The 24,089-nt window shown below is 59.6% G+C and carries 22 protein-coding genes and 1 pseudogene; 13 read left to right on the forward strand and 10 right to left on the reverse strand.

What is annotated here, in order from left to right:
- Nucleotide 1 precedes the first annotated feature (1 nt).
- From ASF70_RS01845 to ASF70_RS01855, 3 genes are all read right to left on the reverse strand, one after another.
- Nucleotides 2–925: an alpha/beta hydrolase gene (locus ASF70_RS01845; RefSeq protein WP_062576955.1), complete on the reverse strand. Its 924-nt coding sequence runs from the start codon at nt 923–925 to the stop codon at nt 2–4.
- A 79-nt stretch (nt 926–1,004) separates the two neighbouring features.
- The gene (locus tag ASF70_RS01850) at nt 1,005–1,628 is read right to left on the reverse strand and encodes a class I SAM-dependent methyltransferase (RefSeq protein ID WP_062576957.1); all 624 of its coding nucleotides are present in this window, start codon (nt 1,626–1,628) and stop codon (nt 1,005–1,007) included.
- A 9-nt stretch (nt 1,629–1,637) separates the two neighbouring features.
- The gene (locus ASF70_RS01855; protein ID WP_062576958.1) at nt 1,638–2,306 is read right to left on the reverse strand and encodes a pseudouridine synthase; all 669 of its coding nucleotides are present in this window, start codon (nt 2,304–2,306) and stop codon (nt 1,638–1,640) included.
- Between the two features lie 156 nt (nt 2,307–2,462).
- Between ASF70_RS01855 and ASF70_RS01860 the strand changes: the two genes are divergently transcribed.
- Nucleotides 2,463–3,866 carry a DUF6880 family protein gene (locus ASF70_RS01860; RefSeq protein WP_062577177.1) on the forward strand — a complete coding sequence of 468 codons (1,404 nt, stop codon included), beginning with the start codon at nt 2,463–2,465 and terminating at the stop codon, nt 3,864–3,866.
- Between the two features lie 87 nt (nt 3,867–3,953).
- On the opposite strand, the gene fdhA is transcribed toward ASF70_RS01860, so the two are convergent.
- The gene (gene fdhA, locus ASF70_RS01865) at nt 3,954–5,144 is read right to left on the reverse strand and encodes a formaldehyde dehydrogenase, glutathione-independent (protein WP_062463529.1); all 1,191 of its coding nucleotides are present in this window, start codon (nt 5,142–5,144) and stop codon (nt 3,954–3,956) included.
- 901 nt (nt 5,145–6,045) lie between these two features.
- On the opposite strand from fdhA, the gene ASF70_RS01870 reads away from it, so the two are divergent.
- Both ASF70_RS01870 and ASF70_RS01875 read left to right on the forward strand, forming a co-directional pair.
- A complete protein-coding gene (locus tag ASF70_RS01870) occupies nt 6,046–6,489 on the forward strand; it encodes a PTS sugar transporter subunit IIA (protein ID WP_062576960.1) in 444 nt (147 codons plus the stop codon).
- A 103-nt stretch (nt 6,490–6,592) separates the two neighbouring features.
- Nucleotides 6,593–7,444: a dihydrodipicolinate synthase family protein gene (locus ASF70_RS01875; protein ID WP_062576962.1), complete on the forward strand. Its 852-nt coding sequence runs from the start codon at nt 6,593–6,595 to the stop codon at nt 7,442–7,444.
- 77 nt (nt 7,445–7,521) lie between these two features.
- Here ASF70_RS01875 and ASF70_RS23840 read toward each other — a convergent pair whose 3' ends face one another.
- The 3 genes from ASF70_RS23840 to ASF70_RS01890 form a co-directional block, all read right to left on the reverse strand.
- Nucleotides 7,522–7,767, reverse strand: a complete 246-nt coding sequence (locus ASF70_RS23840) for a hypothetical protein (protein ID WP_156461718.1) — start codon at nt 7,765–7,767, stop codon at nt 7,522–7,524.
- 83 nt (nt 7,768–7,850) lie between these two features.
- Nucleotides 7,851–8,300 (reverse strand): phage regulatory CII family protein, encoded by a 450-nt coding sequence (locus ASF70_RS01885; RefSeq protein WP_062576966.1) that lies wholly within the window; start codon nt 8,298–8,300, stop codon nt 7,851–7,853.
- 400 nt (nt 8,301–8,700) lie between these two features.
- The gene (locus ASF70_RS01890; RefSeq protein ID WP_062576967.1) at nt 8,701–9,390 is read right to left on the reverse strand and encodes a hypothetical protein; all 690 of its coding nucleotides are present in this window, start codon (nt 9,388–9,390) and stop codon (nt 8,701–8,703) included.
- 270 nt (nt 9,391–9,660) lie between these two features.
- On the opposite strand from ASF70_RS01890, the gene ASF70_RS01895 reads away from it, so the two are divergent.
- The 3 genes from ASF70_RS01895 to ASF70_RS01905 all read left to right on the forward strand — a co-directional run bounded on the left by ASF70_RS01895 (nt 9,661) and on the right by ASF70_RS01905 (nt 11,463).
- Nucleotides 9,661–10,059 (forward strand): hypothetical protein, encoded by a 399-nt coding sequence (locus ASF70_RS01895; protein ID WP_062576969.1) that lies wholly within the window; start codon nt 9,661–9,663, stop codon nt 10,057–10,059.
- 51 nt (nt 10,060–10,110) lie between these two features.
- Complete coding sequence (locus ASF70_RS01900) at nt 10,111–10,848, forward strand: type II CAAX endopeptidase family protein (protein WP_200943490.1); 738 nt, start codon at nt 10,111–10,113, stop codon at nt 10,846–10,848.
- A 75-nt stretch (nt 10,849–10,923) separates the two neighbouring features.
- Nucleotides 10,924–11,463: a hypothetical protein gene (locus ASF70_RS01905; protein WP_062576971.1), complete on the forward strand. Its 540-nt coding sequence runs from the start codon at nt 10,924–10,926 to the stop codon at nt 11,461–11,463.
- Nucleotides 11,464–11,625: 162 nt separating this feature from the next.
- Here ASF70_RS01905 and ASF70_RS01910 read toward each other — a convergent pair whose 3' ends face one another.
- Nucleotides 11,626–13,701: a HAMP domain-containing methyl-accepting chemotaxis protein gene (locus tag ASF70_RS01910; RefSeq protein WP_062577181.1), complete on the reverse strand. Its 2,076-nt coding sequence runs from the start codon at nt 13,699–13,701 to the stop codon at nt 11,626–11,628.
- Nucleotides 13,702–14,430: 729 nt separating this feature from the next.
- Here ASF70_RS01910 and ASF70_RS01915 point away from each other — a divergent pair.
- The 5 genes from ASF70_RS01915 (at nt 14,431) to ASF70_RS01935 (ending at nt 20,038) form a co-directional block, all read left to right on the forward strand.
- Nucleotides 14,431–14,811, forward strand: a complete 381-nt coding sequence (locus ASF70_RS01915) for a hypothetical protein (protein WP_200943492.1) — start codon at nt 14,431–14,433, stop codon at nt 14,809–14,811.
- 223 nt (nt 14,812–15,034) lie between these two features.
- Complete coding sequence (locus ASF70_RS01920; protein WP_082471702.1) at nt 15,035–16,159, forward strand: ABC transporter ATP-binding protein; 1,125 nt, start codon at nt 15,035–15,037, stop codon at nt 16,157–16,159.
- 90 nt (nt 16,160–16,249) lie between these two features.
- On the forward strand, nt 16,250–17,227 hold the full coding sequence (locus ASF70_RS01925) for an ABC transporter substrate-binding protein (RefSeq protein ID WP_062459092.1): 978 nt from the start codon (nt 16,250–16,252) through the stop codon (nt 17,225–17,227).
- 4 nt (nt 17,228–17,231) lie between these two features.
- Nucleotides 17,232–18,935, forward strand: a complete 1,704-nt coding sequence (locus ASF70_RS01930; protein ID WP_062576972.1) for an iron ABC transporter permease — start codon at nt 17,232–17,234, stop codon at nt 18,933–18,935.
- A gap of 152 nt (nt 18,936–19,087) precedes the next feature.
- Nucleotides 19,088–20,038 (forward strand): DUF808 domain-containing protein, encoded by a 951-nt coding sequence (locus ASF70_RS01935; RefSeq protein ID WP_062576974.1) that lies wholly within the window; start codon nt 19,088–19,090, stop codon nt 20,036–20,038.
- 341 nt (nt 20,039–20,379) lie between these two features.
- Here the strand turns inward: ASF70_RS01935 and ASF70_RS01940 are convergent.
- Nucleotides 20,380–20,965 (reverse strand): annotated as a pseudogene (locus tag ASF70_RS01940) (DUF1349 domain-containing protein).
- Between the two features lie 39 nt (nt 20,966–21,004).
- Nucleotides 21,005–21,952, reverse strand: coding sequence for a YiiG family protein (locus ASF70_RS01945; RefSeq protein WP_082471704.1), 948 nt, complete (start codon nt 21,950–21,952; stop codon nt 21,005–21,007).
- A gap of 277 nt (nt 21,953–22,229) precedes the next feature.
- Here ASF70_RS01945 and ASF70_RS01955 point away from each other — a divergent pair, with 277 nt between their 5' ends.
- Both ASF70_RS01955 and ASF70_RS01960 read left to right on the forward strand, forming a co-directional pair.
- A complete protein-coding gene (locus ASF70_RS01955; protein WP_082471705.1) occupies nt 22,230–22,982 on the forward strand; it encodes a helix-turn-helix domain-containing protein in 753 nt (250 codons plus the stop codon).
- A 3-nt stretch (nt 22,983–22,985) separates the two neighbouring features.
- Nucleotides 22,986–24,083: an extracellular solute-binding protein gene (locus ASF70_RS01960; protein WP_062576979.1), complete on the forward strand. Its 1,098-nt coding sequence runs from the start codon at nt 22,986–22,988 to the stop codon at nt 24,081–24,083.
- The last annotated feature ends 6 nt before the right edge of the window (nt 24,084–24,089 follow it).

The following is a 24,089-nucleotide window of genomic DNA, read 5'->3' on the forward strand; positions in this document are numbered from 1 at the left end:
GTCAGTCGCTAACTGCCATCCGCCGCACAGCCTCGCAAAGCGCCTCGAAACCGCTGCGCGCGCCAGCACTCATGTGGCGGGCACGCAGCCAGGCATGCACCATCTGCGGCTCCTCGCGGAACGTCGCCTCGACGCCCGCCTCTCGCAACCGTCGCGCATAGAGTTCGCCATCGTCTCGCAATGGATCGAAATGCGCAACGGTGATATAGGCCGGCGGCAGGCCGGATAGGTCGCGGGCCAGAAGCGGATGCGCGACGGGTTCAATTTCTGGCGCCTTGAGGACTGCCCGGTAATAAGCGACATCGGCCGTGGTAAGCCCCGGCGCATAGGCCATCTCACGGTAAGAGCCAGACACAAGATCGCCGCCAAGTGCTGGATAGATCAGTACCTGGCCGGCAATCCCCGAAAGTCTTTCGTCCCGCGCCCGTAACGCAAGCCCCGCCGCAAGATTGCCGCCGGCGCTGTCGCCGATCAGCACGACCTTTCGGCCCTCCCCTAAAAGCTGCTTCATCACACCGAAACAATCGTCCGTCTGGGCCGGCCAGACATGTTCGGGCGTAAGCCGGTAATCGACCGAGACCAGTTCCGCCTGCGCGAAATCGGCAATCTCCGCACAGATCGCGTGGTGGCTATCCAGCGACCCGACGACGAACCCGCCGCCATGCAGGTAAAGAAGAACGGTTTCGCTGCTGATCGTCGCGGGTCGGTAACGCCGGATCGGCACGACCAGCATCTCGTCCTGAAACGTCAGACCTTGCGGCAGCGGCTGGTCGAAGCGGGCGCAGAGTGCATCATACCAGTCCCGCTGCTGTGCAATCGGCGCATCCACAGCATCGGCGGGGTAGAAGCGATCGCAGATATCGAGAAATTCGAGGATCCCCGGCTCTTCCGGAAACGGCCCGGACTTCTGGTCACTGTCTGACATCGGCAAGGCACTCCCAAGGAATGCGGGATACTATGCGCAACCGTCGACACAGGGCAACAACGGCAGTGCGATCACCCACCTACTCGGCGCTGATTTTCGCCTTGACGAACACGTCGTAGCGGGTGCTTTTCCCCAATATCTGATGGGACGGTTTGCGCACGCCCGGCATCGGCTCGGCGCGCAGCGGCCATTTCAGCACGACCCGGTTTTGGGCAGCCTCCAGCGCGACCTGCATGAGCTGCACAGAATCCGCATCGGTCCCGACGATATCCCTGATCAGCCGCATCTCTTTCTTCACCAGCGCCGTCTTGTCGCGCGGCGGATGCATGGGATCGATCAGGATCACCTGCGGCTTCATCTGCGGAAGGAGAACACAGGAATCCCCATGCACCAGCGTCATCCGGGACACGGTTTCCGCATGACGCCCGCCTTCGGCCCTCGCCCGTTCGAGCCCTTCCAGAAGCAGCGCATGCATCGTTTCGGATCGCTCGATCAGCGTGACGCGCGCGCCGAGCGATGCCAGCAGAAACGCATCGCGGCCAAGACCCGCCGTCGCATCGACAACATCAGGGATCGTGCCGCTCGAAAACCCGACGGCCTTCGGCAGGTCCTGTTTGCGGCCCTCGCCGGAACGGAAACGGTGACCGACTGCGCCGCCGACAAAATCGACGATCAGCGGCGTTTTCTCGAGGTTTTGTGCCAATGTCCGATCTCAGAAGGGCGTTGGAGCGGTGAACGTGACGTCCGAACCGTCAGGATGACGGAAGCTTAGTTCTTCGGCATGGAGAAGCAAACGGTTCGCAGCAAGAAGCGCATCGCCATCCGCGTAGAACGCGTCGCCGAGGATGACGTGGCCGAGCGCTTTCATATGCACGCGCAGCTGATGGGTGCGGCCCGTCAGCGGATACAGCCGCAGCCGCGTCCTTTTCTCGCCATATCCCATCACCTGCCAGCGCGTCTGGGCAGGCTTGCCGTGATCGGTGTCGACGCGGTGGCGCGGCTTGTTGTCTGGATCGATCGCCAACGGCAGATTGACCACGCCTTCCGCCTGCTCAACCCTTCCCCAGACCTCGGCCACATAGGATTTCCGCGTGGTGCGCCCTTCAAACTGCGCTGCGACAAGCGCATGCCCCCGGCGGTTGAGCGACATCACCACGACACCGGATGTATCCTTGTCCAGACGGTGCACGATCAGCGCCTCCGGATACTCTTTCTGCACCCGCGTCAAAAGACTGTCCGACAGCGCCGGATGCCGCCCAGGCACCGACAGCAGACCGCTCGGCTTGTTGAACACAAGCAGATGCGCATCGCGGTGCAGCAGCGAAAGATAGGGATTCTGCGGCGGGTTATAGATCGGATCGGCATCTGAAAGCGCGTTCATGGCGACCCTCTACCAATGATTTCCTCGGCGTGAAAGACCCACAACAGCGCTCGGCAGCAGGCCGGTGGCGAAAACCGGGCTGAAACACTTGCAAATCCCGGTATGGTTCTGAACTGTCTGTCCCGACACCTCACGCAAGACCGCATCGACATCCCCATGGCCACGAAGACGACCCTCAACGCGAAGAACCTGGAAGCGCTCGGCTCGCAACGACTTGCCGAGCTGCTGATCGAGATCAGCATGGGCAGCGCCGCAAACAAGCGCAAGCTTCGCATGGAACTGGCCGGCAGCCACAGCAGTGAAGAAGTGGCGCGCGAAGTTCGCAAGCGGCTCGGCAGCATCGCGCGCGCCCGGACATTCATCAGCTGGCGTCGGGTAAAATCGACGAAGGCCGACCTCGAAACCCAGCGCAAGACGATCGTCGAGACCGTGGCGCCGGACGATCCCAGTGAGGGCTTCGAGCTGATCTGGCAGTTCCTTGCCCTCGGTGAGCCGATCTTCGACAGAACGGACGATGCGAGCGGCGCGCTGCTTGCAAGTTTCCATCAAGCCTGCAGCGATGCCGGCGTCATCGCCAGCGCCTCGGGCATCGACCCCGATATTCTTGCCGACAGGGTTCTGGCGGCGGTTCAGAACAATGGACACGGTCAATTCGACCCGTTCACTCCAGCCATGGCCCCGGCCCTCGGCACTCAAGGCCTCGACCGCCTGAAATCGCTGCTTGTGCAGTGGTTGAACGAGCCCGACGAAAGCGCCCGGGAAAGCATCGGCACCACCTCACCGAGGCACGACCGGCATGATGAGACGACAGTGCGTATCGCGCTTCAGGCAATCGCCGATGCCACGGGAGATGTGGATGCCTACATTGCCGAGCAGCCGGAGGAAACCCGCCGGATACCGGCAATCGCTGCCGAAATAGCCCGCCGCCTCCTCTCCGCAGGGCGCGCCGATGAAGCGCTGCAGGCACTCGATGGCGCCGAGATAACCGGTTCGCCCGACCGCGAGATGGAGTGGCAGCTTGCCCGCGCCGAGACGCTGGAAACCCTGGGACGCACCGAGGAAGCCCAGGCCGATCGCTGGCGATGGTTCGAACAGTCGCTCAGCGACATTCACCTGCGCGCATTCTTGAAACGCCTGCCGGATTTCGACGATATGGACGCCGAGGAAAGGGCGTTTGCCTATGCCCGGACATTCCCCGATGTTCACCAGGCGCTCGCCTTCTTCCTGCGCTGGCCGGCATTGGGCCAGGCGGCGAAACTGGTGATCAACAGGCCGGCAGAACTGAATGGCGATCTCTACGAGTTGATGACATCAACTGCCGAGATGCTCGCACCCCATCATCCGCTCGCCGCAACGCTGATCCTGCGCAGCATGATCGACTTCTCGCTCGATCATGGAAAAGCCAGCCGCTACAAGCACGCAGCCCGTCACCTCGCCACAGCGCAAGCCCTCGCGCCCCATATCCTCGATCCCGGCACGCTCATATCCCACGAGGCCTATGTCGCAGCGCTAAAGCGCCTGCACGGGAGCAAGCGTGGCTTCTTGAACCATGTGGCGTGAGGACTTGGTAGCGTTAGGCGAATCTGCCTTGTCCGGCACCCAATACGGCGCCGGACAAGGGTAGCGGCTGCAACTCGGCCGGCGAGATCACGCGGCTTTCGTCAGGTCTCCATGAGGATCCAGCACGTATTTGACCGCGGCCCCCTGGTCGAAGCTTTCATAGCCTTGCGCTGCCTCATCAAGCGAGATGATCTTCGCGTTGACGATGTCGGCGATCGGCAGCCGGTCGTGAAGGATGGCTTGCATGAGCTGACGATTGTATTTCAGCACCGGCGTCTGGCCCGTGTGGAAGGACTGGGCCTTCGCCCAGCCGAGACCCAGCCGAAGCGACAGACTGCCCTTTTTGGCGGCGTCATCCACCGCACCGGGATCTTCCGTCACGTAAAGGCCGGGAATGCCGATCGAGCCCGCCGCGCGAGTGATCTCCATCATCTGGTTCAAGACGATAGCAGGCTGCTCGCCACCCGAATGCCCACGAGCTTCGAAACCGACGGCATCGATGGCGCTATCGACCTCGTCTGTGCCAACCACCTCGGCGATCATGTCCCCGAGCCGGTCGCTTTTCGACAGATCGATCGGCTCGAAACCGACCTTTGCGGCGTGGGCAAGACGATCCTTGTTGAAGTCTCCGATCATCACGACCGCTGCACCGAGAATGCGCGCTGACGCCGCAGCCGCAAGACCGACCGGACCGGCGCCCGCGACATAGACCGTCGACCCGACCCCGACGCCTGCCTTGACCGCCCCATGAAAACCAGTCGGCAGGATATCCGACAGCATCGTCAGATCGCGGACCTTCGACATCGCCCGGTCGCGATCCGGGAATTTCAAAAGATTGAAATCGGCATAGGGAACAGTGACATAACGCGCCTGGCCGCCGATCCAGCCGCCCATATCGACATAACCATAGGCGCCGCCCGCGCGCGACGGATTGACGGTGAGGCAGACGCCCGTATCCTGCGACTTGCAGCAGCGGCAGCGGCCACAGGCGACGTTGAAGGGCACGGAAACGATATCACCGATCTCCAGCATCTCGACATCGACGCCCTTTTCGATGACCTCGCCGGTGATTTCGTGGCCAAGCACGAGACCAGGCAAGGCCGTCGTGCGACCGCGCACCATATGCTGGTCGGACCCGCAGATATTGGTCGAAATCACTTTCAGGATAACGCCATGCTCGATCCGGCGCCCATCCGGCGCCTCGAGCTTGGCGTCGTCGATATCCCTTACCTCGACCTTGCCCGGCCGCAAATAGACTACACCTCTGTTCCTGCTCATGCCCATTCCTCCTCTGGGTTAGACGGAAAGCCAATGCTGCTCGCCGGCAGTTCGCCAAAAGCGGCACTTCCGCCGCATTCCCTGATCTCTTCCTCCTCGAAAAGATCAGGCGAGCAAAACAATGTACCTCAACCCCAGCAGCAGACCACCATCATTCCCATTCGACTGCCGCGACAACGACATGCGGAGATGCAATGGCGACGAGTGGCGATTTGGCGAGGAAGACTTCCGAATAGCGCACAGGTCAGAGCGCCCGAAGAACAGACAAGACGTCATTCAGGAACGCCGCTCCGACGTGGAAACGCTGTGACTGCGTTAAGGCAGATGGAGGTGTGTTGGGCGGGCTAGTGACCTGGCGCGAAGTGTCAAAAATCACTATGCATTTTCTATATTCTAGTCCTGCTCCCCGTCTCGAATCCCTATGCGTATCCGATCCATAAAGACGGAGACCCACGCCAACCTGCGCCTGGGCATCGACCCGAAAAAGGTGCGACATGATGTTCGACTACAGATTGTTCGGAGCTTCGAAGATCCTTTTCGAGGCTTGTCTTGCCCACATGCAGTGGTGTCAGGAGCGGCTTCAGTGCGTTTCGTGATGTTCGCCCGCTTTGTTCGCAACGCCGTCTTTCCCCGCCGGAACGCAAGGATGGCATGTTGTGGCTCCAACGTTATCTTCGGAATTGTTTGCGCACTTGGCTCGGTCATGTTCGTGGCGAAGGTCATCACCAACATTGCATCCGTCAACTGAAATGTCGGAAACAACAGGGCAAGCCCGTCGTGCTGCGTCATCGTGTTGGGCACGATGACGCAGCACGACTTCCGAACAAGGGCAAACCCCGCAGCTGGTGGTGCAGCTCGTTCAGAGACGAACCAGGCTTCGGAATTTAACGGAGGAGAGAAAATGTTGGTCCACGATTTTCTCCTGGCGGAGAACGTCTTCGTTGGGTTGAGTTCATCGTCAAAACAACACCTCCTGCGGCAGATATCTGAGAAGGCTGGCGAAGCGACCTCGGTTCCTTACCGTATAATCGCCAAAGCACTATCCGACCGCGAGGTCCTGGGCTCTACGGGTATCGGGGGCGGTGTGGCCCTTCCGCATGCTGCAGTCGCTGGACTGGAATCCGTATTTTGCCTTGTGGTTCTTCTGGCGCACCCGATCGACTTCGAGGCCGTGGACGGCGAGCCCGTCGACATCGTCATTCTGCTTCTGACACCCGCTTCCGCACGGACGGAAGCCCTCAATGTCCTGTCATGCGTCGCCAGGCGCTTTAGAGAGGGCGACGCTGTTCGAGGGCTACGGGCGGCCAGGACCGGTGACCAGGTTTATGCAATCCTGACAGCGTGATGCCATCCTTGCACACGGAAAGCTGACGAGTTCGTCCGACCCATCGACATCTGGAAGATCGGCGATCAGTTCGACGTCGGTCTCGTCTCAACGGGAAATCACCATGACGTTCTTTCGGGGGCCAGGGCCTTTTTCTATCACAGCGATGCTGACGCCGTTCTCAGCCACCAGCGTCGATATCGCAGTCTTCGAGGCTGAAGTCCGCCACCAAGTCGCGGCGGGAATCGACGGTATCGTCGTCCACGATGTCATCGGGGAGAGCTGCGCGCTTGAGCAGAGGGAACAGGACCTGCTTTTGAGAACGGCCGTCCGCTGTGCGGATAGCCAACTGACTGTCATCGCCGCGACAGGATCGAACTGTACGGCGAAGACGATTGAACGTTCGCTGAGGGCGCAGGAACTGGGGGCAAAGGCCTTGCTGCTGACGGTGCCCTATTACACGAAGCCAACCCTGAAAGGCGTAGTCGATCATTTCCGACAGATCGACGCTGCGGTCCGGCTTCCCATCCTGATCGACGACGATCCGTCAAGGACGGCGCGAGATTTCGGGGAAGAGATGCTTGTCGAGCTTGCTGACCTCGCTCAGGTCGTCGGTATTTGCCACGGCCCCGCACGTCTTGCCCACTTCGCCAATATCAGGGCCTCGTTGCGCAACCGGTTCAAGCACTTGTCCCGGGACGACCACTCCCTGTCTTCCTTCCTCGCACTTGGTGGATCGGGCGTGATATCTGCGCTGAACAACATCCGCCCAGCACCGGTAACGTCACCGAACTGGTCCGTTGATGCAAGGTCCACACCGCAACTGGATACGTGTGATGTCGCGGGGCTGAAGGTTGCCGTCTCGTTGGATCGCCCCTTTCCCACCGACGTTCGGTTGCCGTTGATGCCGCTCGAGCGGGACGAAGAAATCGTCCTTCGCACCGTATGCGCGGAGTTCTTGAGGAGCGACCGTTGACCACGCCCCAGCCTGAAAACTACGCCGTCTATATTTCTTTGTCGCGAAGCCACATCGATTTCGACATGCCCTCAGACTTATTTTTCTTTTGCCGCTTTTGAATGCGTCTTGAGCAAAAGGAGAAACAAATGATGATCGAAAAACAGTCCGCGAATGAGAAGATTCCCCTCCCGGGCAACACAGCTTTCGCTGGACCAAGATTCCTGATTGGCAGAAATCGTCGGGGTGGTTGGATCGTAAACGACCGCCTCGGGCTGGTCGGTGGCATCTTCGTCAACGAAGCAGCCGCCCGTCATTTTGCGATTGAAGAGTCTGACAGGCACTACGAGCTTATAGCAGTACTGGACGACGCGGCGATCGAGCTTGAGTTCCGCAAAGCAGATTTCTCAAACGCAACAGCATCCCATCAGTCCTCCGAAATCTGCAACCGAAGTGTTGCAAGCGCTCGTTCGGCCTCAACGATATCCTTCAGTAGAAGCCTCTTGTGACGGTGGTCCAGCCCGCCGCCTGCCAACACAGCGTCCACAAACTCAAGGATATCGGCCGCTTCGACAACGACCTTTGTCGCTCCCCTTTGTACCGCTTCGTTAGCAAGGCGTCCCTCGACCGGAGGCATTATACGCTCTGCTGCCACAAAGACGCTTCCGTCCAGAAGATAAGACGCCAGTCTCGGGTCCGGTAACAGTCTGATCAGAGCCTGGATCTCGTCGGCGGAAAAAGGGCTGCGAGCAATCAGTCGCGAGTGAAGCGAGGCGTAGCTCATCCCCAAGGCGGCCGCCGCTTCCTCAACCGACATCTGCTTCTCCACCACGAGAAGCGTGTAGACGATGTGGGCAAAATCTTCGCCGCGGTTCATGAGGTCCCTCCTGAGTGTTGGATCGTCACACAGAGGCCCTGAGGCTGCAAGGCCGTCAAAACGGCGCACGCGTTTTGATCGCGAGAGCCCGTCTGAGATTCTATCTGCGCCGAGGCCGGCGTGACCCCCGTCGGCTGGGATGGTCCTGTGAAGTACCGTGCCGACCACATCATCATGGAATGACTATGCTTTTCTGGATCATCATGTCCATCACAGTCTTTGTGACAACCGTAGCGGCCATTGTCCTCGGCATATCACTTGCCGAAACAGGAAGACTTCACTTCGGTGCCTCCGTAGTTCTCTGGGCCGTCATCGGAGTTTTCATCCCCATGTGGCTGATCATCCGTCACGGACGAAAATGACGTCATGGCACCACCGGTCGCTCTTCTCCGCCAGTTAATCAACCAGGGCCGGGAGCGATGCTCTTGGCGTCGAGAGTGATCACCGCTGCAACGGTAAACGCCGCGATGGTGGCAAACAGGAATGCTCCAACGAAAATAGCGATGGCTTTCAGCGCGCCGACGCCAAGGTCGTGCCTGAACCAGCGGACCTGCGCCTGCGCGTACCAGATGGTGGCAACCGCCATTGCGACGACGCCGGCAAGGTTTCCTTGCTCCTGCGGCATGCTGAAGAAATCGAGGCCCAGCACGAGAAAGAAGGCGAAGGGTGCTGCGACATAGCACTGGCTGAAGAAGGGCGGGCGGAGAGAATTTCGGGTGATCCTGACCCTTTTCGATCGCAGCAGCGTCACCGCCATGCAGAGCGGAAAGATACCGAAGATCACCCCTCTTGCGATCATAAGATTGGAGCCCGATCCGAGCTCGCGGGCAGCTTCCGTCGGATCGTAGACCGATGGCAGTGCTCCGGACAGCGCCTGTGAGAGAAGCAGCGTAATGAGCAGGAACAGGGGCGGGCTAAGCGTGTCCTGATACTGTTCTTCCGGCTCGTCGGCGAGTTCGATGTCTGCGTAGCGCATCATGCTGAGTGGCCTGACGACGGCACGCCACATAGTAACGGGATAAAAGACCAGCCACGACACGAGCTCGTAGAGGAGCTCTTCGAGCGACTTCAGCAGTTTCATGAAGTCCACGTGCCAGTCCTTCCCGTTGATGCCTGCGTGGGGTTGCACCCTCTTACCAGCGTCGGCACCAGACGTCACTGTGCAGTGCCCTGTCTCTGCGCGCAGGCGGGCAGCTGCCACCGTGTAGGATTTGGCCGAACAGGCTTCCCATGCCATTTCAGCTAATGTAGGTTTTTGAAATAGACACCGGGAGGTCGTCGCATGAACCCGAGCAACTTCGTCAAGGCGCTAAGCCGTGCCAGAGACTTTGCTCGTAGATCGAACGGGAGGAGCCAGTCGATGAAGATTATGAAAAGCCTGATATTCGGGGTCGCCATGATGGCAGCCGTGCCCTCCGTCGCCGACGAGATGCGGCGCGAGACGGTTCGTTTTGCTACGGGATCCTCGAGTTCAACCATCAAATCGTCGGTCAAAGGCTACCAGACGGTTCAGTACGCGCTGTCGGTTACGGCGGGCCAGAAGATGAGCGTCCAGCTCGATTCCCGCAATACCAGCCTCTACTTCAATGTGACCGCTCCGGGCGCCGATGCGGCTCTCTACAACAGCTCGATCGATGGAAACGGCACCAGCATCACGATCCCGTCCAGCGGCAAGTACCTCATCGACGTCTATCTGATGCGCAATGCAGCAAGGCGCGACGAGACCGCGAGCTACGATCTCACGCTCTACGTCGAGTAGTCATCCGAACCGCGTGCGACACCGTCGTCCGGAAATGTCGAGGTTCGAACGATGATCTCAACCGATCGCGATTTCCCGTTCTACAACGGCAAGCCCGTCGAAATTGATGGACCAAGCTGGCTCCTTGTCATGGTATCGTTGGCGGCCGCTTTGCTTGTGCTCTCCCTCGTTCCCCTTCGCACCTTCCCCTACAATCTCATTCCGGCGCTGCTGTTCGTCGCAGTCCCCGTGTTGGCGCTTAGCAAGGTAGCCGGGCCACACTGGAAGTGCCTGTTCCGTCCTGTCGGATTTCGATCCGTGGGGCTGATGGTGCTCTTCGGGTTTGCTACGCTCCTGGGATCCATGGCGATGGGCTTGGTCCTGCAACAGTTTTTCGAACTTTACTCCAATCCCGTCGCGGATGCGATCGCCGTGATGTCGGCAACCGAGGTGAGCGCCACGCTTCTGGTGACCGGCATCCAGTTGGTAGGGGAAGAGCTTTTCGGAATACTGCCTTTCCTCGCTGTTTTGTGGCTGTGCGTGCAGCGTTTGCACCTGTCACGAAGGTTGGGGATCGTTATCGCCGTTGTCGTTTCGTCTCTGCTCTTCGGCGCGGCGCATCTGCCGACCTATGACTGGCACTTTGCACAGTCTCTCATCGGCATCGGTTTTGCCCGCCTGATATTCACGCTCGCCTATATCGTCACGAGAAATCTCTGGGTCTCCGCGGGCGCCCATATCATCAACGACTGGACTGGATTTGTCTTCATGTTGGAGTTCGGCCACGTGCCGATCAATGCAGTGGAGTGAACCCCGAAGGCCAGTCGCCATTGAAAATCCAACTCATGGCCTTCGCGCCGCAACGTTCGAACGAAAGGACTTGGAATGCGCCTCGTAACGAAATCTCTCATGGGCATCGTCCTGCTGTCGGCCCTCCCCGCTTCTGCAAACGACGTTCATCAGACGAAGTGTAAGGGCAACAGCGGAGCATGCATCCAGGAAGCTCAGCGAGTCTGCGGTGGCGAATACCACGTTCTCTTCAGTGAGAGCCACGCCGGAGGGCTCCTGGGCGACAGCGTTCCAGGACCGGTGACGTGGTACTCCATGAGCTACGAATGTCCGAACTCCCGTGGCGACAAGCCGGACTTCCCGTTCCGCGGCAACACGTATTCACCGCCGCCGGAACGCGATATCGAAACGAAGTCGCGGCAGAGGGTCTCCATCGGAAGCATGGGTAAATTCTGCCAGGGAGAGGCATCTGCCACGTTCGGCCGCAGGCCTCAGGAAATCCTTACTCTCCCGGTGGAGCGCACGGGGGGCGGGTTCACTGTCTACGGCCAGTTCCCACCCGAGGGATCGCGGGTCACCACGTTCGAGTGCCGCTTCGATTCGTCCGGTGCATTCAGACGCGTTGTTCGGGACTAATTACGGTTTCGCAACGACGCGCAACCTTCCTCGCGGTCGCGAGGTGCGGGTCTCCCACGAGAGCGGTCGCTGATCGTCGCCCGTCACCGACACGTAGTCATCTCAATGTGAAGATGCTGCTCTCCGGTGATCGAGGCGCCGGCTCCAGAAATCTCGCTGAAATTAAGCAGCGTGGTCCACTCCACTCGCGTGAGTGTCGCATGTTGATGGTCCCTGCGCGAGCTGGAACATGCCGACGAGACCGCGTAGGCGTTGCGCCTCGTTCATGAGCAGTGCGCTTGCCGCATTGTTTTCCTCGACCATCGCGGCATTTTGCTGTGTTCCGTGATCGAGCATGTTGACGGCCGTGTTGATCTCGTTGAGGCCGACGGATTGTTCGCGAGCCGAAAGGGCAATCGCTTCGACTTGCGTGGTGATCGCTTCCACGCGGCCGGTGATTTCGGTCAGTCCTTCGCCGGTCTCACGGACGCAGCGAACGCCGTCTAGAACCTCGCGGTCAGACGTCTGGATCAGTTGCTTAATTTCTCGTGCGGCTTCCGCCGACCGTCCTGCCAGAGCGCGGACCTCCTGGGCAACCACCGCAAATCCTCGTCCTGCCTCCCCCGCTCTTGCCGCCTCGACCCCGGCGTTGAGAGCCAGAAGATTGGTCTGGAAGGCGATCTCGTCGATCACGCCGATGATTCCGCCGATTTTGGTCGACGAGATCTCGATGCGTGCCATGGCTTTCAACGCATTTGAAACGAGCACAGCTGTGCTTTCACTCGCGGCATTGGTTTCGCTGGCAATACGATGGGCGTCTTGCGATCGGCGCGACGCGTTGCCGACATTGGCAGTGATCTGTTCGAGCGCTGCCGCGGTCTCTTCGAGCGATGCGGCCTGCTGCTCGGTACGGCGGGACAGATCGTCAGCGCTCGAGGCGATCTCGCGGCTTCCCCCCTCGATGGAAATGCTTGCATGGGCGATCGAGCTCATGACATCGGCCAACTGGGCGACTGTTGCATTGAGATCGCGGCGTAGATTTTCGAAGTCCGGCGCAAATGGCTCGGTCAGTTCGAAAGCGAGATCGCCGCTTGCCAAACGCCGCAGCCCTTCGGCGAGACCTCCGGTTGCATGGCTCAATCGTGCCCTTGCCTCGGTCTCTGCTTCCCGTTGCAGGCGGACGCGTTCACCTTCCGCGTTGGCCCGTACGGTCGCTGCTTCTTCTTCCAAACGACGGTTGGCGATCGCCGCCTCCCGAAACGTGTGCAGCGCGCCGGCCATGGCACCGAATTCGCTGCGAGATCCAAACGACGGGATCGCAAGATCCGTCTGTCCCTCGGCGAGTTTACCCATGGCACCGGTCATCGCCGCGACTGGCCGCGTAATGGACCGGCCGATAATCCAGACGCCGCCACCAAGCCCGACGATCGCCAGCAGAACCAGGCCGGCGACGACGGTAAGGTTGCGAGACGCGACTCTTTCATTTTCCACGAGGATAGTCTCGCGCTCCGTTTCGTAAGCTGTGCTGACAGCCTGCACCTGCGGCTCTAACGCAAGGTAGGCAGCTGCAACATCCTTGCGGGTCTCTGCTTCCCCAATGCTGGCTTCGGCGTAAAAGCGAAATGCCGATCGGTAAATTTCCAGGCCATCGAGCACCCGGCTGCGCTGCGCGCCTGGGCGGAAGGCGTTTTTCACAAGCGTCGCGAATGTCTCAGCCTCCTCTGTGTGTTTTTGCAGATATGAGGCATCGCCACGCAGTATGAAGTCTTTCTCATGACGCCGCAGCATCAACATGCTGGCGCGAATAGCGGTATCGTCGACGGAGTCCAGACGTCCCTCGATCGAATGAACCGCCGAGCGCATGGCGCCCTGCAAGCCATTGTCCTGATCGAGACCAAGGTCCTGATTGTTCTTCACAAGCGTATCAAACGCTGCTTCGTAGGCGGTCAGGCCAATGCTCAGTTGGTCGAGTTGGGCTGCGAGATCAGGAGTGGCGGAACGACGAAGGCTCGCCAGCACGCTACGACCTTCGGAAACGGCTGCCTTGAACTTTTCCGTGCTGGCCATCTCTTTTTCGAGCAGGAATGCCTGCTGGAACATGTAGCTGGCGCTCACGCTGGCCGACAGGCTTGCAACGTCGGCTTTGCTCTCGGCAAGCGCATCTGCAGCGGCACGATATCCGTGCTCGACGTGGCGCTGACCGATAAAGATGGCGCAGATCGTGATGATACCGACGAGCGCCATCGCCGCCAGGAGCATGACGCGCTGCGAGATTCGAAGATTGGCGAAGAGCAAAGGCTTAGACCTCAAAGGCAAGAAAACAGCGGCATCAATGCCCTTCGGCTCTTAAGCAAATGTCTACGGAGTGTGAATTTACTGTGACATAACCGCGTGCGTGCCGGTGCGGCGCAGCTCACTTGCCCCCTCGGCTAGATTGCGGAAGAGGGCTTCAGCACACTGAAGCTGTAATCATTGTGGAGTGCGATAACACCCTCGTATTCAAGGGCATAGAGAGCGTTGAGTAGCTCGTGCCTGGAAAACTTCACTGTCGTCGGCGTGTTTGCGATCGTGCGAAACCGAATCTGCGACGGCGGCCTCAGCCGCAATCGTCGCAATAGATCCGATAAAGCATGCACAACTTCGAGATGGGTTCTCAACGACCGGGTCTCCAGGTAACACTCTCGATCAACGCAACACGCGCCGAAGCGACAATGCTGTCTCCAGCTATCCCTGGTCTATTTCAGTTTTGTGACGCGGCTTAAGGAATAAGATGGCCTTGGCCAAGCAGTCGTCTGCGTAATCCTGCGTGGGAGTTACCTGATGGGCTTAAGAGTCCTGATGGCTGCATTGAGTGCGATCCTGACACGAGGTCAGCCCGATCCAGTTTGACACCAGGCCGGGCAGTCGTCAGGATCAATTTGCCCTGAACGACATTCGCACACCGTCGTCATCGGAACCGAACTTTCATCCGAAAAAGGAATCATCCTCATGGGCAAGAAACTGAACAAGGTCTACGAGGCGCTCGTCAGTGGCGCAGCCGACGGTCTAACCGGCAAAGAACTCTATGCTCATGTCGTAGACGAATGCCCGAAGACATCGAGCAAACGCATTGTCAAAGCCTCCCTGTTTGCGTTGTCCGACCCGGACATCAAGGAGAGGGGTCTGCTGGAAGCAATCTACGCTCTTGCTATCGACTATCGCCTGTCCTCGCTGGGGGTCGATGAAGAAACTCAGGAGACAGATGACGAAAACAGTCCGGCTCCATTTGTTTCACAGGAACTGAGAAACAGGCTCGAAAGCACGGTCTCGATTATTCCGGCCATTCGAGAGGACGCGACATTACCGGAACCGTCTAAAGGCATCCATTGAGTGCAGATAGGCACCGCTCAATCCGACGCACTCAGCGTCCATCGGGCACGTCCGTCACAGCAATTTCCAAGGGCTTGATGGCCTTCAGTACGAATTCGATAGCGAGAATATCGACCTCGTTCTACTGCCCTACCCAGTCGGAACTGGCTATGCCTCGAACCTGACTGTCATCCACACGTCACATATTCGTGGAATCTGATCTTGACGATCGGAGGGCGATTACGTGCCGCATCTATGCCTCAACGCGATATCGAAGCACTTCGACCAGTTCACAGCGCTGGATAGCGTCTCGCTCGCGATTCCCGACGGAGCGTTTCTCGCCTTGCTTGGACCTTCAGGCTGCGGCAAGACCACTCTTCTGCGCCTGATCGCCGGGCTTGAGCATCCCGATCAAGGAGAGATCCATTTCGACGATCAGTTAGTCGCCGGTGATGCCGTCTTTGTCCCACCGGAAAAGCGTCGCGTTGGAATGGTCTTTCAGTCGTATGCGCTATGGCCGACGATGACCGTACGAAAAAATATCGAGTTCGGCTTGAAAGTCGCCGGGCTCACGGTTCAGGAGCGAAACCAACGCATCGATGAGGTTCTGGACGTCGTCGGGCTTCGGGGGCTGGATGGCCGCCGGCCGCACGAACTGTCGGGTGGACAGCGGCAAAGGGTAGCGCTTGCTCGCTCGCTCGCAACCAGACCGCAACTCATCCTGCTCGATGAACCGCTTGCCAATCTCGATTCTCACTTGCGTGAGGCCATGCTCGCGGAATTCCGCCGTATCCATAGTCTGACCGGCGCCACATTCGTATTCGTCACCCATGATCAGGACGAGGCGATGGCGGTTGCGACGCATGTCGCCGTCCTGGACCGGGGCCGGCTACAGCAGCTCGGTACGCCGGAAGAGCTTTACCGCCAGCCGTCTTCGAGCATGGTTGCCCGTTTCATCGGTCGGGGACGGACGCTGCCGGTGCAAGTGGTTGAGTCCGGAGCGGGTCGAACGAAGGTCATGCTCGGCCAGCAGCTCCTCGACATGCCGGGCGAGGCCCCGACAGGCTATGGCTGGCTGTGCTGTCACGCCTCCGATTTCAAGCGCGTGCCTGAGGGCGGCCACCTGAAGGTCGAGCTCCTGGGTCAGGTCTTTCAGAACGGCGTCTTCCTCAGCCACTGTCTGCCGACTGAGATTGACGGCGACGTCGTCAGCCTGCCGCTCGAGGAGCGGTTAGCGCCCGGCACATCGATCGAACTCGTCCTTACGGGCGGCTGGGTGATCGGCGACGGCGGAACAGGCCAAACCTGGGCCGGCCGTGTCACTGGTCGATCGTCAACCTGTCGTTCTGCCGTCATCTCTGTGAGCTAGGCGAAACAGCACCTGCCGAACCGGTGGCCGTCTCCCCATCGCCCGGGCGGGGCCGCGTTCAAAACAATCTGCCCTATCAACGAGGTTCTCATGTTCTTCCGCACGCTCGTCGCCACAACCATTCTTGCCGGCCTCGCCTTCCAGGCCGCGGCCGCAGACACGATCACCGTTTACACCTCGCAGCCGCAGGATCAGATGACCAAGGTCATCGAGGCGTTCAACGCCGACCATCCAGAGATCAAGGTTGAACTCTTCCGTTCCGGCACGACCGAGGTCATGGCCAAGCTGCAGGCTGAATATGCCGCTGGCAACAGCCCGGCCGACGTCATCCTGATCGCTGATACCGTCGCGATGACGCAGTTGAAGAACGACGACCGCCTTCTGGCCTTTACCGACGCTCCGGTTGCGGGCATAAACCCGGCCTTCATCGATGCCGACAAGACCTTTTTCGGCACCAAGGTGATCACCACAGGGATCATCTACAACACGAACCTCGTGAAGACCGCCCCGAAGAGCTGGAACGACCTGCTTGCCGCCGATGCGGCCAAGAGCCTTATCATGCCAAGCCCGCTCTATTCCGGTGCGGCCGTCATCCATGTCGGCACGGTAACGCAGCAGCCTGAATTCGGCTGGGCGTATTACGAAAAGCTGGCCGAGGCCGGCGCCGTTGCCGGCCAGGGCAATGGCACGGTTGTCGAAGCCGTTGCGCGCGGCGAAAAGGCCTACGGCATCATCATCGAATACATGGCCCTCAACGCCAAGAAGAAGGGTTCACCCGTCGACTTCGTCTTTCCCGCAGAAGGTGTAAGCTCGATCACCCAGCCAGTCGCCGTGCTCAAGGGGTCCGATCAGGTCGAGGCAGCCAAGACCTTCGTCGCCTGGCAGCTCTCCAAGGCAGCCCAGGTACAGGCCGCCGCCCAGGGCTATTTCCCGATCCTGCCCGGTGTCGCGCAGCCGGAAGGGTACCCGGCGCTTACCACACTGAAGATCCTGCCCGCCGATAGCGATGCCATGCTCAAGGCCGACAAGGAAACCAAGGAAAAGTTCGCGGAACTGTTTGGCGGTTGACCCTATGATCCGCAGACCCGTTATGGGCCGGCCGCATCGTTTGGGAGGCGAGCATCTGCTCGTCTCCCTTCTCGTTTTATACGTGTCCTTCACGACGCTATGGCCGCTCGCGCGGCTCTTTTCCGCCGCCTTCCAACCCGGCGAGGACGGCACGCCGCTCGGGCTGATGCTGACCACGCTCGCCAGTCGCTCGGCACTCAGGGCGCTCTCGGGAACGCTGCAGACCGCGCTTCTGTCCGTTGCCGTGTCGACTGTCATCGGCGTGGCGCTCGCCTTTGCAGTCAGCCTTTTGAAACTCCGCACCCGCGCCGCACTGACCTTTCTCATCCTGATCCCGCTGATCGTGCCGTCGCAAACCATGGCGCTTGCCTGGATTGAACTGTTTGGCGCGCAGTCGCCGATCCTGAAACCGCTCGGCCTTGCGCCACCGCCGGGCTCCACCAACCCGCTTTATTCAACTGGCGGGATCGCGCTTGTGATGGGCATCGAACACATGCCGCTGGTTTTCATTGCTGTCCGGGCGGCGCTGCGGGCACTGCCGGCCGACCTTGTCGAGGCCGCGCGCATCCTCGGTATTTCGCCAGGCAGGATCGGCCTCGGAATCGTCTTACCCATCGTCATGCCTTCGGTGCTGGCTGGAAGCTTGATCGCGTTCACCGCGGCGATTGGCAATTTCGGCGTGCCGGCACTTCTTGGCATTCCGGGCCGCATCTCGGTCCTGACAACGTTGATCTACCAACGGCTGAACGGCTTCGGCCCGGCCGCCGCCGGCCAAGTGGCGACACTGGCGCTGATGCTCGCTGCCATGGCGGCGCTTGCCATCGTCCTGCGCAACATCGTCACGACCCGCATCGCCGTGCCGCTTCCGGCCGGGACACCCTTCGTGCCTACCCGCCGCGCGCCTGTAATCGAGTTCCTGCTGTGGATCGTGGTGCTCATCCTGTCGCTCGTGCCGCTCGCGGCGCTGACCATGACTGCGCTCTTGCCGGCCATCGGGGTGGCCTTCGGACCCGACACGATAAGCCTCGACCAGTTCCGCGCCGTGCTCGACAATCCGACCGTGCGAAGGGCTTTTGCCAATTCGCTGCTGCTCGCCGTGATCACGGCCGCAATTTCGATGCTGGTGGCCGTACCGCTGGCCTTTCTTTCTCAACGCCGTACAAATCCTGTGCTCCGGCTGCTTGATTTCGTCATCGAGGGGCCCTGGGTCGTTCCCGGCACTGTTGTCGCGCTCGGCATGATCCTCGCGTTCCTCAAGCCGCTGCCGCTGATCGGGCTGTCGCTCTACGGGACCATGGCGATCCTCGTCATCGCCTATCTCTCGCGCTTCCTGCCGCTGGTGCTCCGGCCCGTGGCCGCCGCCGCGCAATCAGCCGACCCCGCACTGGACGAGGCGGCTCGCATTACCGGCGCCGGTCTTAATCGCCGCATCCTGTCCATCTTCTTGCCCGGCGTGCTACCGGCCGCGGCTGCCGGGGCGATTCTGGTCGTGATGACGGCGCTCAACGAGCTGACGCTTTCGACACTGCTCTGGTCGTCGGGAAAGGAAACCATAGGTGTGATGATTTTTGCCCTGCAGTATGAAGGAAACTCGACTGGCGCAGCGGCAGTCGCAGTTCTCTCAACCCTCCTCGTGTTGAGCCTTGCCGGGGGAGCGACATTGATTGGCTCAAGCATCCCGAAGGGCACCCTGCCCTGGTTGGAGTGATTGAAGTACGGGGGTTTAAGCTTAGTTCCTAGCTCCGAAAATGCGGGGTAAAGGCGTGCCCTACCTTCAAAAAGCTAGGGAAAGAGATGACGGAACTTGACGTGCTATTGATCTGTTGTGAGTGTCCAATCGGAAATTAACGGAGCATTTCGTTGGCGACAGGCCTGATAGCACTACTCGACGATATCGCTGCAATAGCGAAGCTGGCTGCTACGTCGCTGGACGATGTTGCGGCCCAGACTGCAAAAGCAAGCGTCAAGGCTGCAGGCGTTGTTATCGACGACACGGCTGTAACCCCGACCTATGTCGTTGGGCTATCACCGGCCCGGGAGCTGCCGATAATTTTGCGCATCGCTCTGGGCTCGCTGCGCAACAAGCTGGTCTTCCTCCTGCCCATCTGCCTCCTGCTCGGCTACTTCGCCAACTGGCTGATCACCCCGCTGTTGATGATCGGCGGCCTGTACCTGTGCTTCGAAGGCGCTGAGAAAATATACGGTCTGCTGGCCCCCCACGCGCACGATGTGGGTGACTCGTCGACACCGGTTGACCCGGTCGCGCTCGAAGAACAGAAGGTCGCTGGGGCTATCCGCACGGACTTCATCCTATCCGCAGAAATCATGGCCCTGACGCTTGCCGATGTTGCGGATTCCAGCATCTATACCCAGGCTATGGTGCTCGCTGCCGTAGGAGTGCTGATAACGGTTGCCGTCTATGGCGTCGTGGCTTTCATCGTAAAGGCCGATGACATCGGATTGCACATGGCAAAGGCGGGATCTGGCACGGCACGGGTGATCGGCCGCAGCCTGGTCAAGGGTGTGCCGGTGTTTCTACAGATCCTGGCGGCCGTGGGCACTGCGGCCATGCTCTGGGTCGGCGGCAGTATCGTCGTCCACGGGCTGGATGGGCTCGGACTGTCAACACCCGAGCATGTCATAGAAGGGGTATCCCATTTCATGACGACTACCATCGGGGTTGCTCCGGCTGTGGTCGGGTGGCTTACGACATCCTCGCTTCAGGCTTTGCTGGGCATCATCCTTGGCGCCATCGTCGTCATTGGCGTAACGGCCGTGCATGCGGTGCTCCCCTCGCGTCGCTCGGCGTAACGTCCGGTAACCCCTTCGGAAAGATCGAACGGGTGGCTCGCCCGCGGACTCACCGGACTGAGTGCAGGACGTTGAGGATCAGCTCTATCGGTGTCCAGCCTGATAGCAGGAGCCGTCGCGATGCCGCTGGCCGTTTCGAGGTACGAAAAAGCCCGGGTTTTCTGGTCTGTAAGGTTTCGAACGTCGGCTTACGGACAGCCTCTCTCGCATCCCTATTGTATTCTTAAGGGCGCTGATTGCCGCCTTTCTGGCGTTGAGTTGAAGAACTGGTTCTGAGGGCAGAGAGCCGTGGCGGTTGAACCACGCAGCGCTCATCAGTCTTTCACCACTCCAAGCTGGCCTCATACCGACAGATCGTGGAGATCGCTCCCTATGGCCTCACCCACATCAAAGTCTGAAAAGCGCACGTTCAGCCCGCCGCGCTCCGGCGTACAGGCGGTCGGTCCAATGAGATAGCGATCTGCGGAAGGGAACGGCGCCAGGCGGAGAAGCGGCCATACCTTGCCGTCCGACGAGGCCTGTATCCTTGCCGCTCCGTTTTTGAGCGTGATCCGTATGATGAAGTCTTCCAATCCTTGAAACGGCTGCGAGACGGACCAGTCCGAGCTTCCGTTGGTGACAACCGTTGACAGAAAGCGCTCGCCGTCCGTAAACTCGACACCGGTCTTGATCCAGCGTGTCTCGTCAATCCGCAACATCAAACCCGCCTGGTCCTACAGGGATCGGAACTCCCTGGACCCGGACCCGCGCTGTGAATCCTTCGCTGACCGAAACTCCAAGAAAATGTCCACTATCCCGCTCGAACCCGTAATGCGTCGTCTGCCAGAAGTCTGTCTTCTGGTCGGTCGTCATGGTAAGACGATCGGCCGAGACCTCCCAGTTCGCAGGCTCGTTGACCTAGGTTCCGTTCTCGAGATGGGTTCTCATCTATGCAGCCACTCCTTCGCCATCATCGCCATACGCATATCAGTCCTTGGCAAACACCGTAGCGGACTCTGAGGTGGAGACCATCGTGTTGTAGTCAGAGACAAGCCATTCGAGATCGTCGCCCGCGCCTTTGCGAGCGTCGCCTTTGGCCATTTCGAGTTTTTCGTCGAAATTGCGAAGCTTGGACAGGAGCGACGCCGGGCTGGACTCAAACACGTGGAATGAGTTGGGATGCTGGAGAGCGTAGTCGTCGAACTCCCGGACAGCCTGAGCGTAGTCGGCAAGCACTGATCTGAATGCAGGCATGGCGACCACGGGCTTTTCGTTTGTCGGCATCACGTCCATCACGGCCTCTGCCCGGAACATGACGTTTCGCACATGCCAGCGCGATTTCTTGCCCTCGGCCTTTTCGAGCGCGAGTAGCGATGCGCGGTCGAGCTTGACCTTTTCGGTCCTCATTGCGGCGTCCACTGTCTTCCGGCGTTCTTCATAGACGGGCGATAGGGCAGCAATGTCCTTATGGAACGCCTTACCGTCTGCCATCTTGTCCGACTTATAGTCCTGGCGCTCGTAATACTTGTTCGCCCGCTCGATGACGGGAGCCAGTTGCTGGTAGGTCTCGACATAGGCTGTCATGGCAGCGTCAAGCTCCGGCAGCTTTGGCTCTTCCTGAGCGGAAGCCAAGGCTTTGCCCGCCAACTCTCTCACGTCGTATAGAGAGTACATGCCATAGATGATGCGCTCCTTGCCGGTCGGGCCCGTCTTCATGTCGACCCAACTGTCGTAACGCTGTAGCGACTCGGACGCGCGCAGGGTTTGGTTGAGAAACTCGACGTACGTGTTCATCTTGCCCATCGCCGCGTCAGATACGGTGGCATCGGGTGGCGACTGGGCCTGTACGTGGGATGTCCCCAAAAGATATGGGACCGAACCCTGAAGGATCAGGACCAGAACCGAGGCGGTAACCGCCTTTGCGAGCGTCTTCATCGGATGCATTTCCCCATCGATCAGACAGCTATTTGTCGCGCTGGATCGCCAGATCAAGGCCAGGCTTGGATCGCGTCCATTCGCAGGACTGCGGCTTTGGTCAATGAGCTGCCAACCTTCACGCCGCTGCTGTATCCGGCTCTGATACTCAAGCCTCTCAGCATGCCGCAGCACGAGACGGAGAGACGCAACAAAATGGTCGCGTGTTGACTACCTCGTCAATTTTCACTATTCTGTATCTGTTCATTATGCTGAACTTTTGAAGATAGAGGTTATCGTGAGCGGTCGTGGTGTCGAGCGTGTTTTGGATATGATCGAGTGGTTTGCGGCTTCACCGGAGGGCGCGAGCCTTTCAGAGATCGCGGCTGCACTTGCCATGCCCAAGTCGAGCGCGCTTCTCATGCTGCAATCGCTGGCCGAGCGCGGCTACATCCACCGACTGGGCAGCGGTGAGTACCAACTCATCAGGCTCCCGGGTGAGATCTCTGCAGACGGTCCAAACTACGGGGCGCTGATTGCGCTTGTGTCACCTTATCTCTTGAATGCCGTCCAAGAGACGGGGGAGAGCGGGTTCATCGCCGTGCTGGAAGGTCCATCGATCCGCTATCTCAACAAAGTGCTACCCAAGCGAGAGATCCTTTACGATCGCGACATCGTGCCGACGCGTCCAGCACACAAGGTTGCGAGCGGCGTCGTTCTCTTGGCATCGGGCAGCGATGCGGATGTGGAAGCCTATGCGGAAGCGTCGTCCCTGTCCGAGGATGATCAGTCGAAACTTCAAGAAGCTATCGCCAGTTCGCGCGCATCAGGTTTTTACGTCAATGCGATGGGTGTCGTTGAAGGTGCTGCCGGTGCTGCCGCGCCGATCATTGCTGCAAATGGCAAAGCCATAGCTGCTTTCAACATATCCGGCCCGCAAGGGCGCTTCATTCAAAATTCCGACCGCATCAGTCACGTGGTCAGGGAAACTGCAGTCGCGATTACCGAGGAGTTGGCGCGCCGCAGTCGTCGTTTATCCAAAGGGAGGTAAGGAATGAAATTTGTAACACTTTCGGCCGTGGCCGGGCTTTTGGCCGGCATTGCCGGTTTCGCGCAGGCTCAGGATGCCCCAGCCGGTTATCCCGCTGATTACTCGAAGATCATCGAAGGTTCGCGCTCCGAAAAGGGCCTCATGATCTATTCCAACATGGCCGACAACAACTGGCACCCGCTCATCAAGGGCTTCAACGCGAAGTATCCTTGGGTGAAGATCGAGACTGTCGATCTGGGATCGGGCACTGTCCATTCGCGCTGGGAAGCCGAAAAAGGCTCGAGCGCCCGCACCGCCGACGTACTGGTCTCTGGCGCCAACGACCGTTGGGCATCCTACGGCAAAGACGGCCTGATGGAGGATTACAAGAGCCCCGAGATCGCCAAGCTCCCGGAATTCGCCCACCCCTATCCCGGCGTGAACGTGCTTTCCACCGATCCGCTGGTCATCACGTACAATGCCGCTCTTCTGCCGGAAGATCAGCGCCCGAAAGGTTTCGCCTCACTGGTTGAAGACGCCGTTGCCGATCCGGATACGTTCAAGGAAAAGATTACCACCTACGATGCGGCCCGCAACAGCTTCGGCCTTACCGCATGGTGGGCCTATATGGACAAGAAAGGTGAAGCCGGCTGGGCCGGACTTCGCAAGATCGGTCCGATGATCCGCGGCGAAACCTCGGGCGGTCCGATGAACGAGAAGATCGCCACCGGCGAATATCTGATGGGCATTGCCGTTTCCGGCATCACCATCTTTCCGCGCTTGGAACAGCCGGGTGGCGAAATCCTCGGCTTTGCCTTTCCGGACGACGGCACGATCATGATGCTGCGCGGCATGGGTATTCCGAAGGGCGCAGCTAACCCGAACTCGGCAAAACTCTTCGTCGATTATGCGCTGAGCCAGGATGGCCAGACTCAGGTCGGCAAGGGCGGTCTCGTGCCTTATCGCGAGGACGTTCCAGAGGACCAGGTTCGCTACACGTTTCAGAAGATAAGCGAAATCGTCGGCAAGGATAATGTGATCACGGCCGGTTTCGACCAGCGCTTGATTACGGAAGCCGGTCCTTTCGTCGCAAAGTGGAACGCTGCGATCGCCGGCAAGTAAGCCGAG

This window comes from Rhizobium sp. Leaf321 (assembly GCF_001423215.1).
GTDB lineage: Bacteria > Pseudomonadota > Alphaproteobacteria > Rhizobiales > Rhizobiaceae > Neorhizobium > Neorhizobium soli.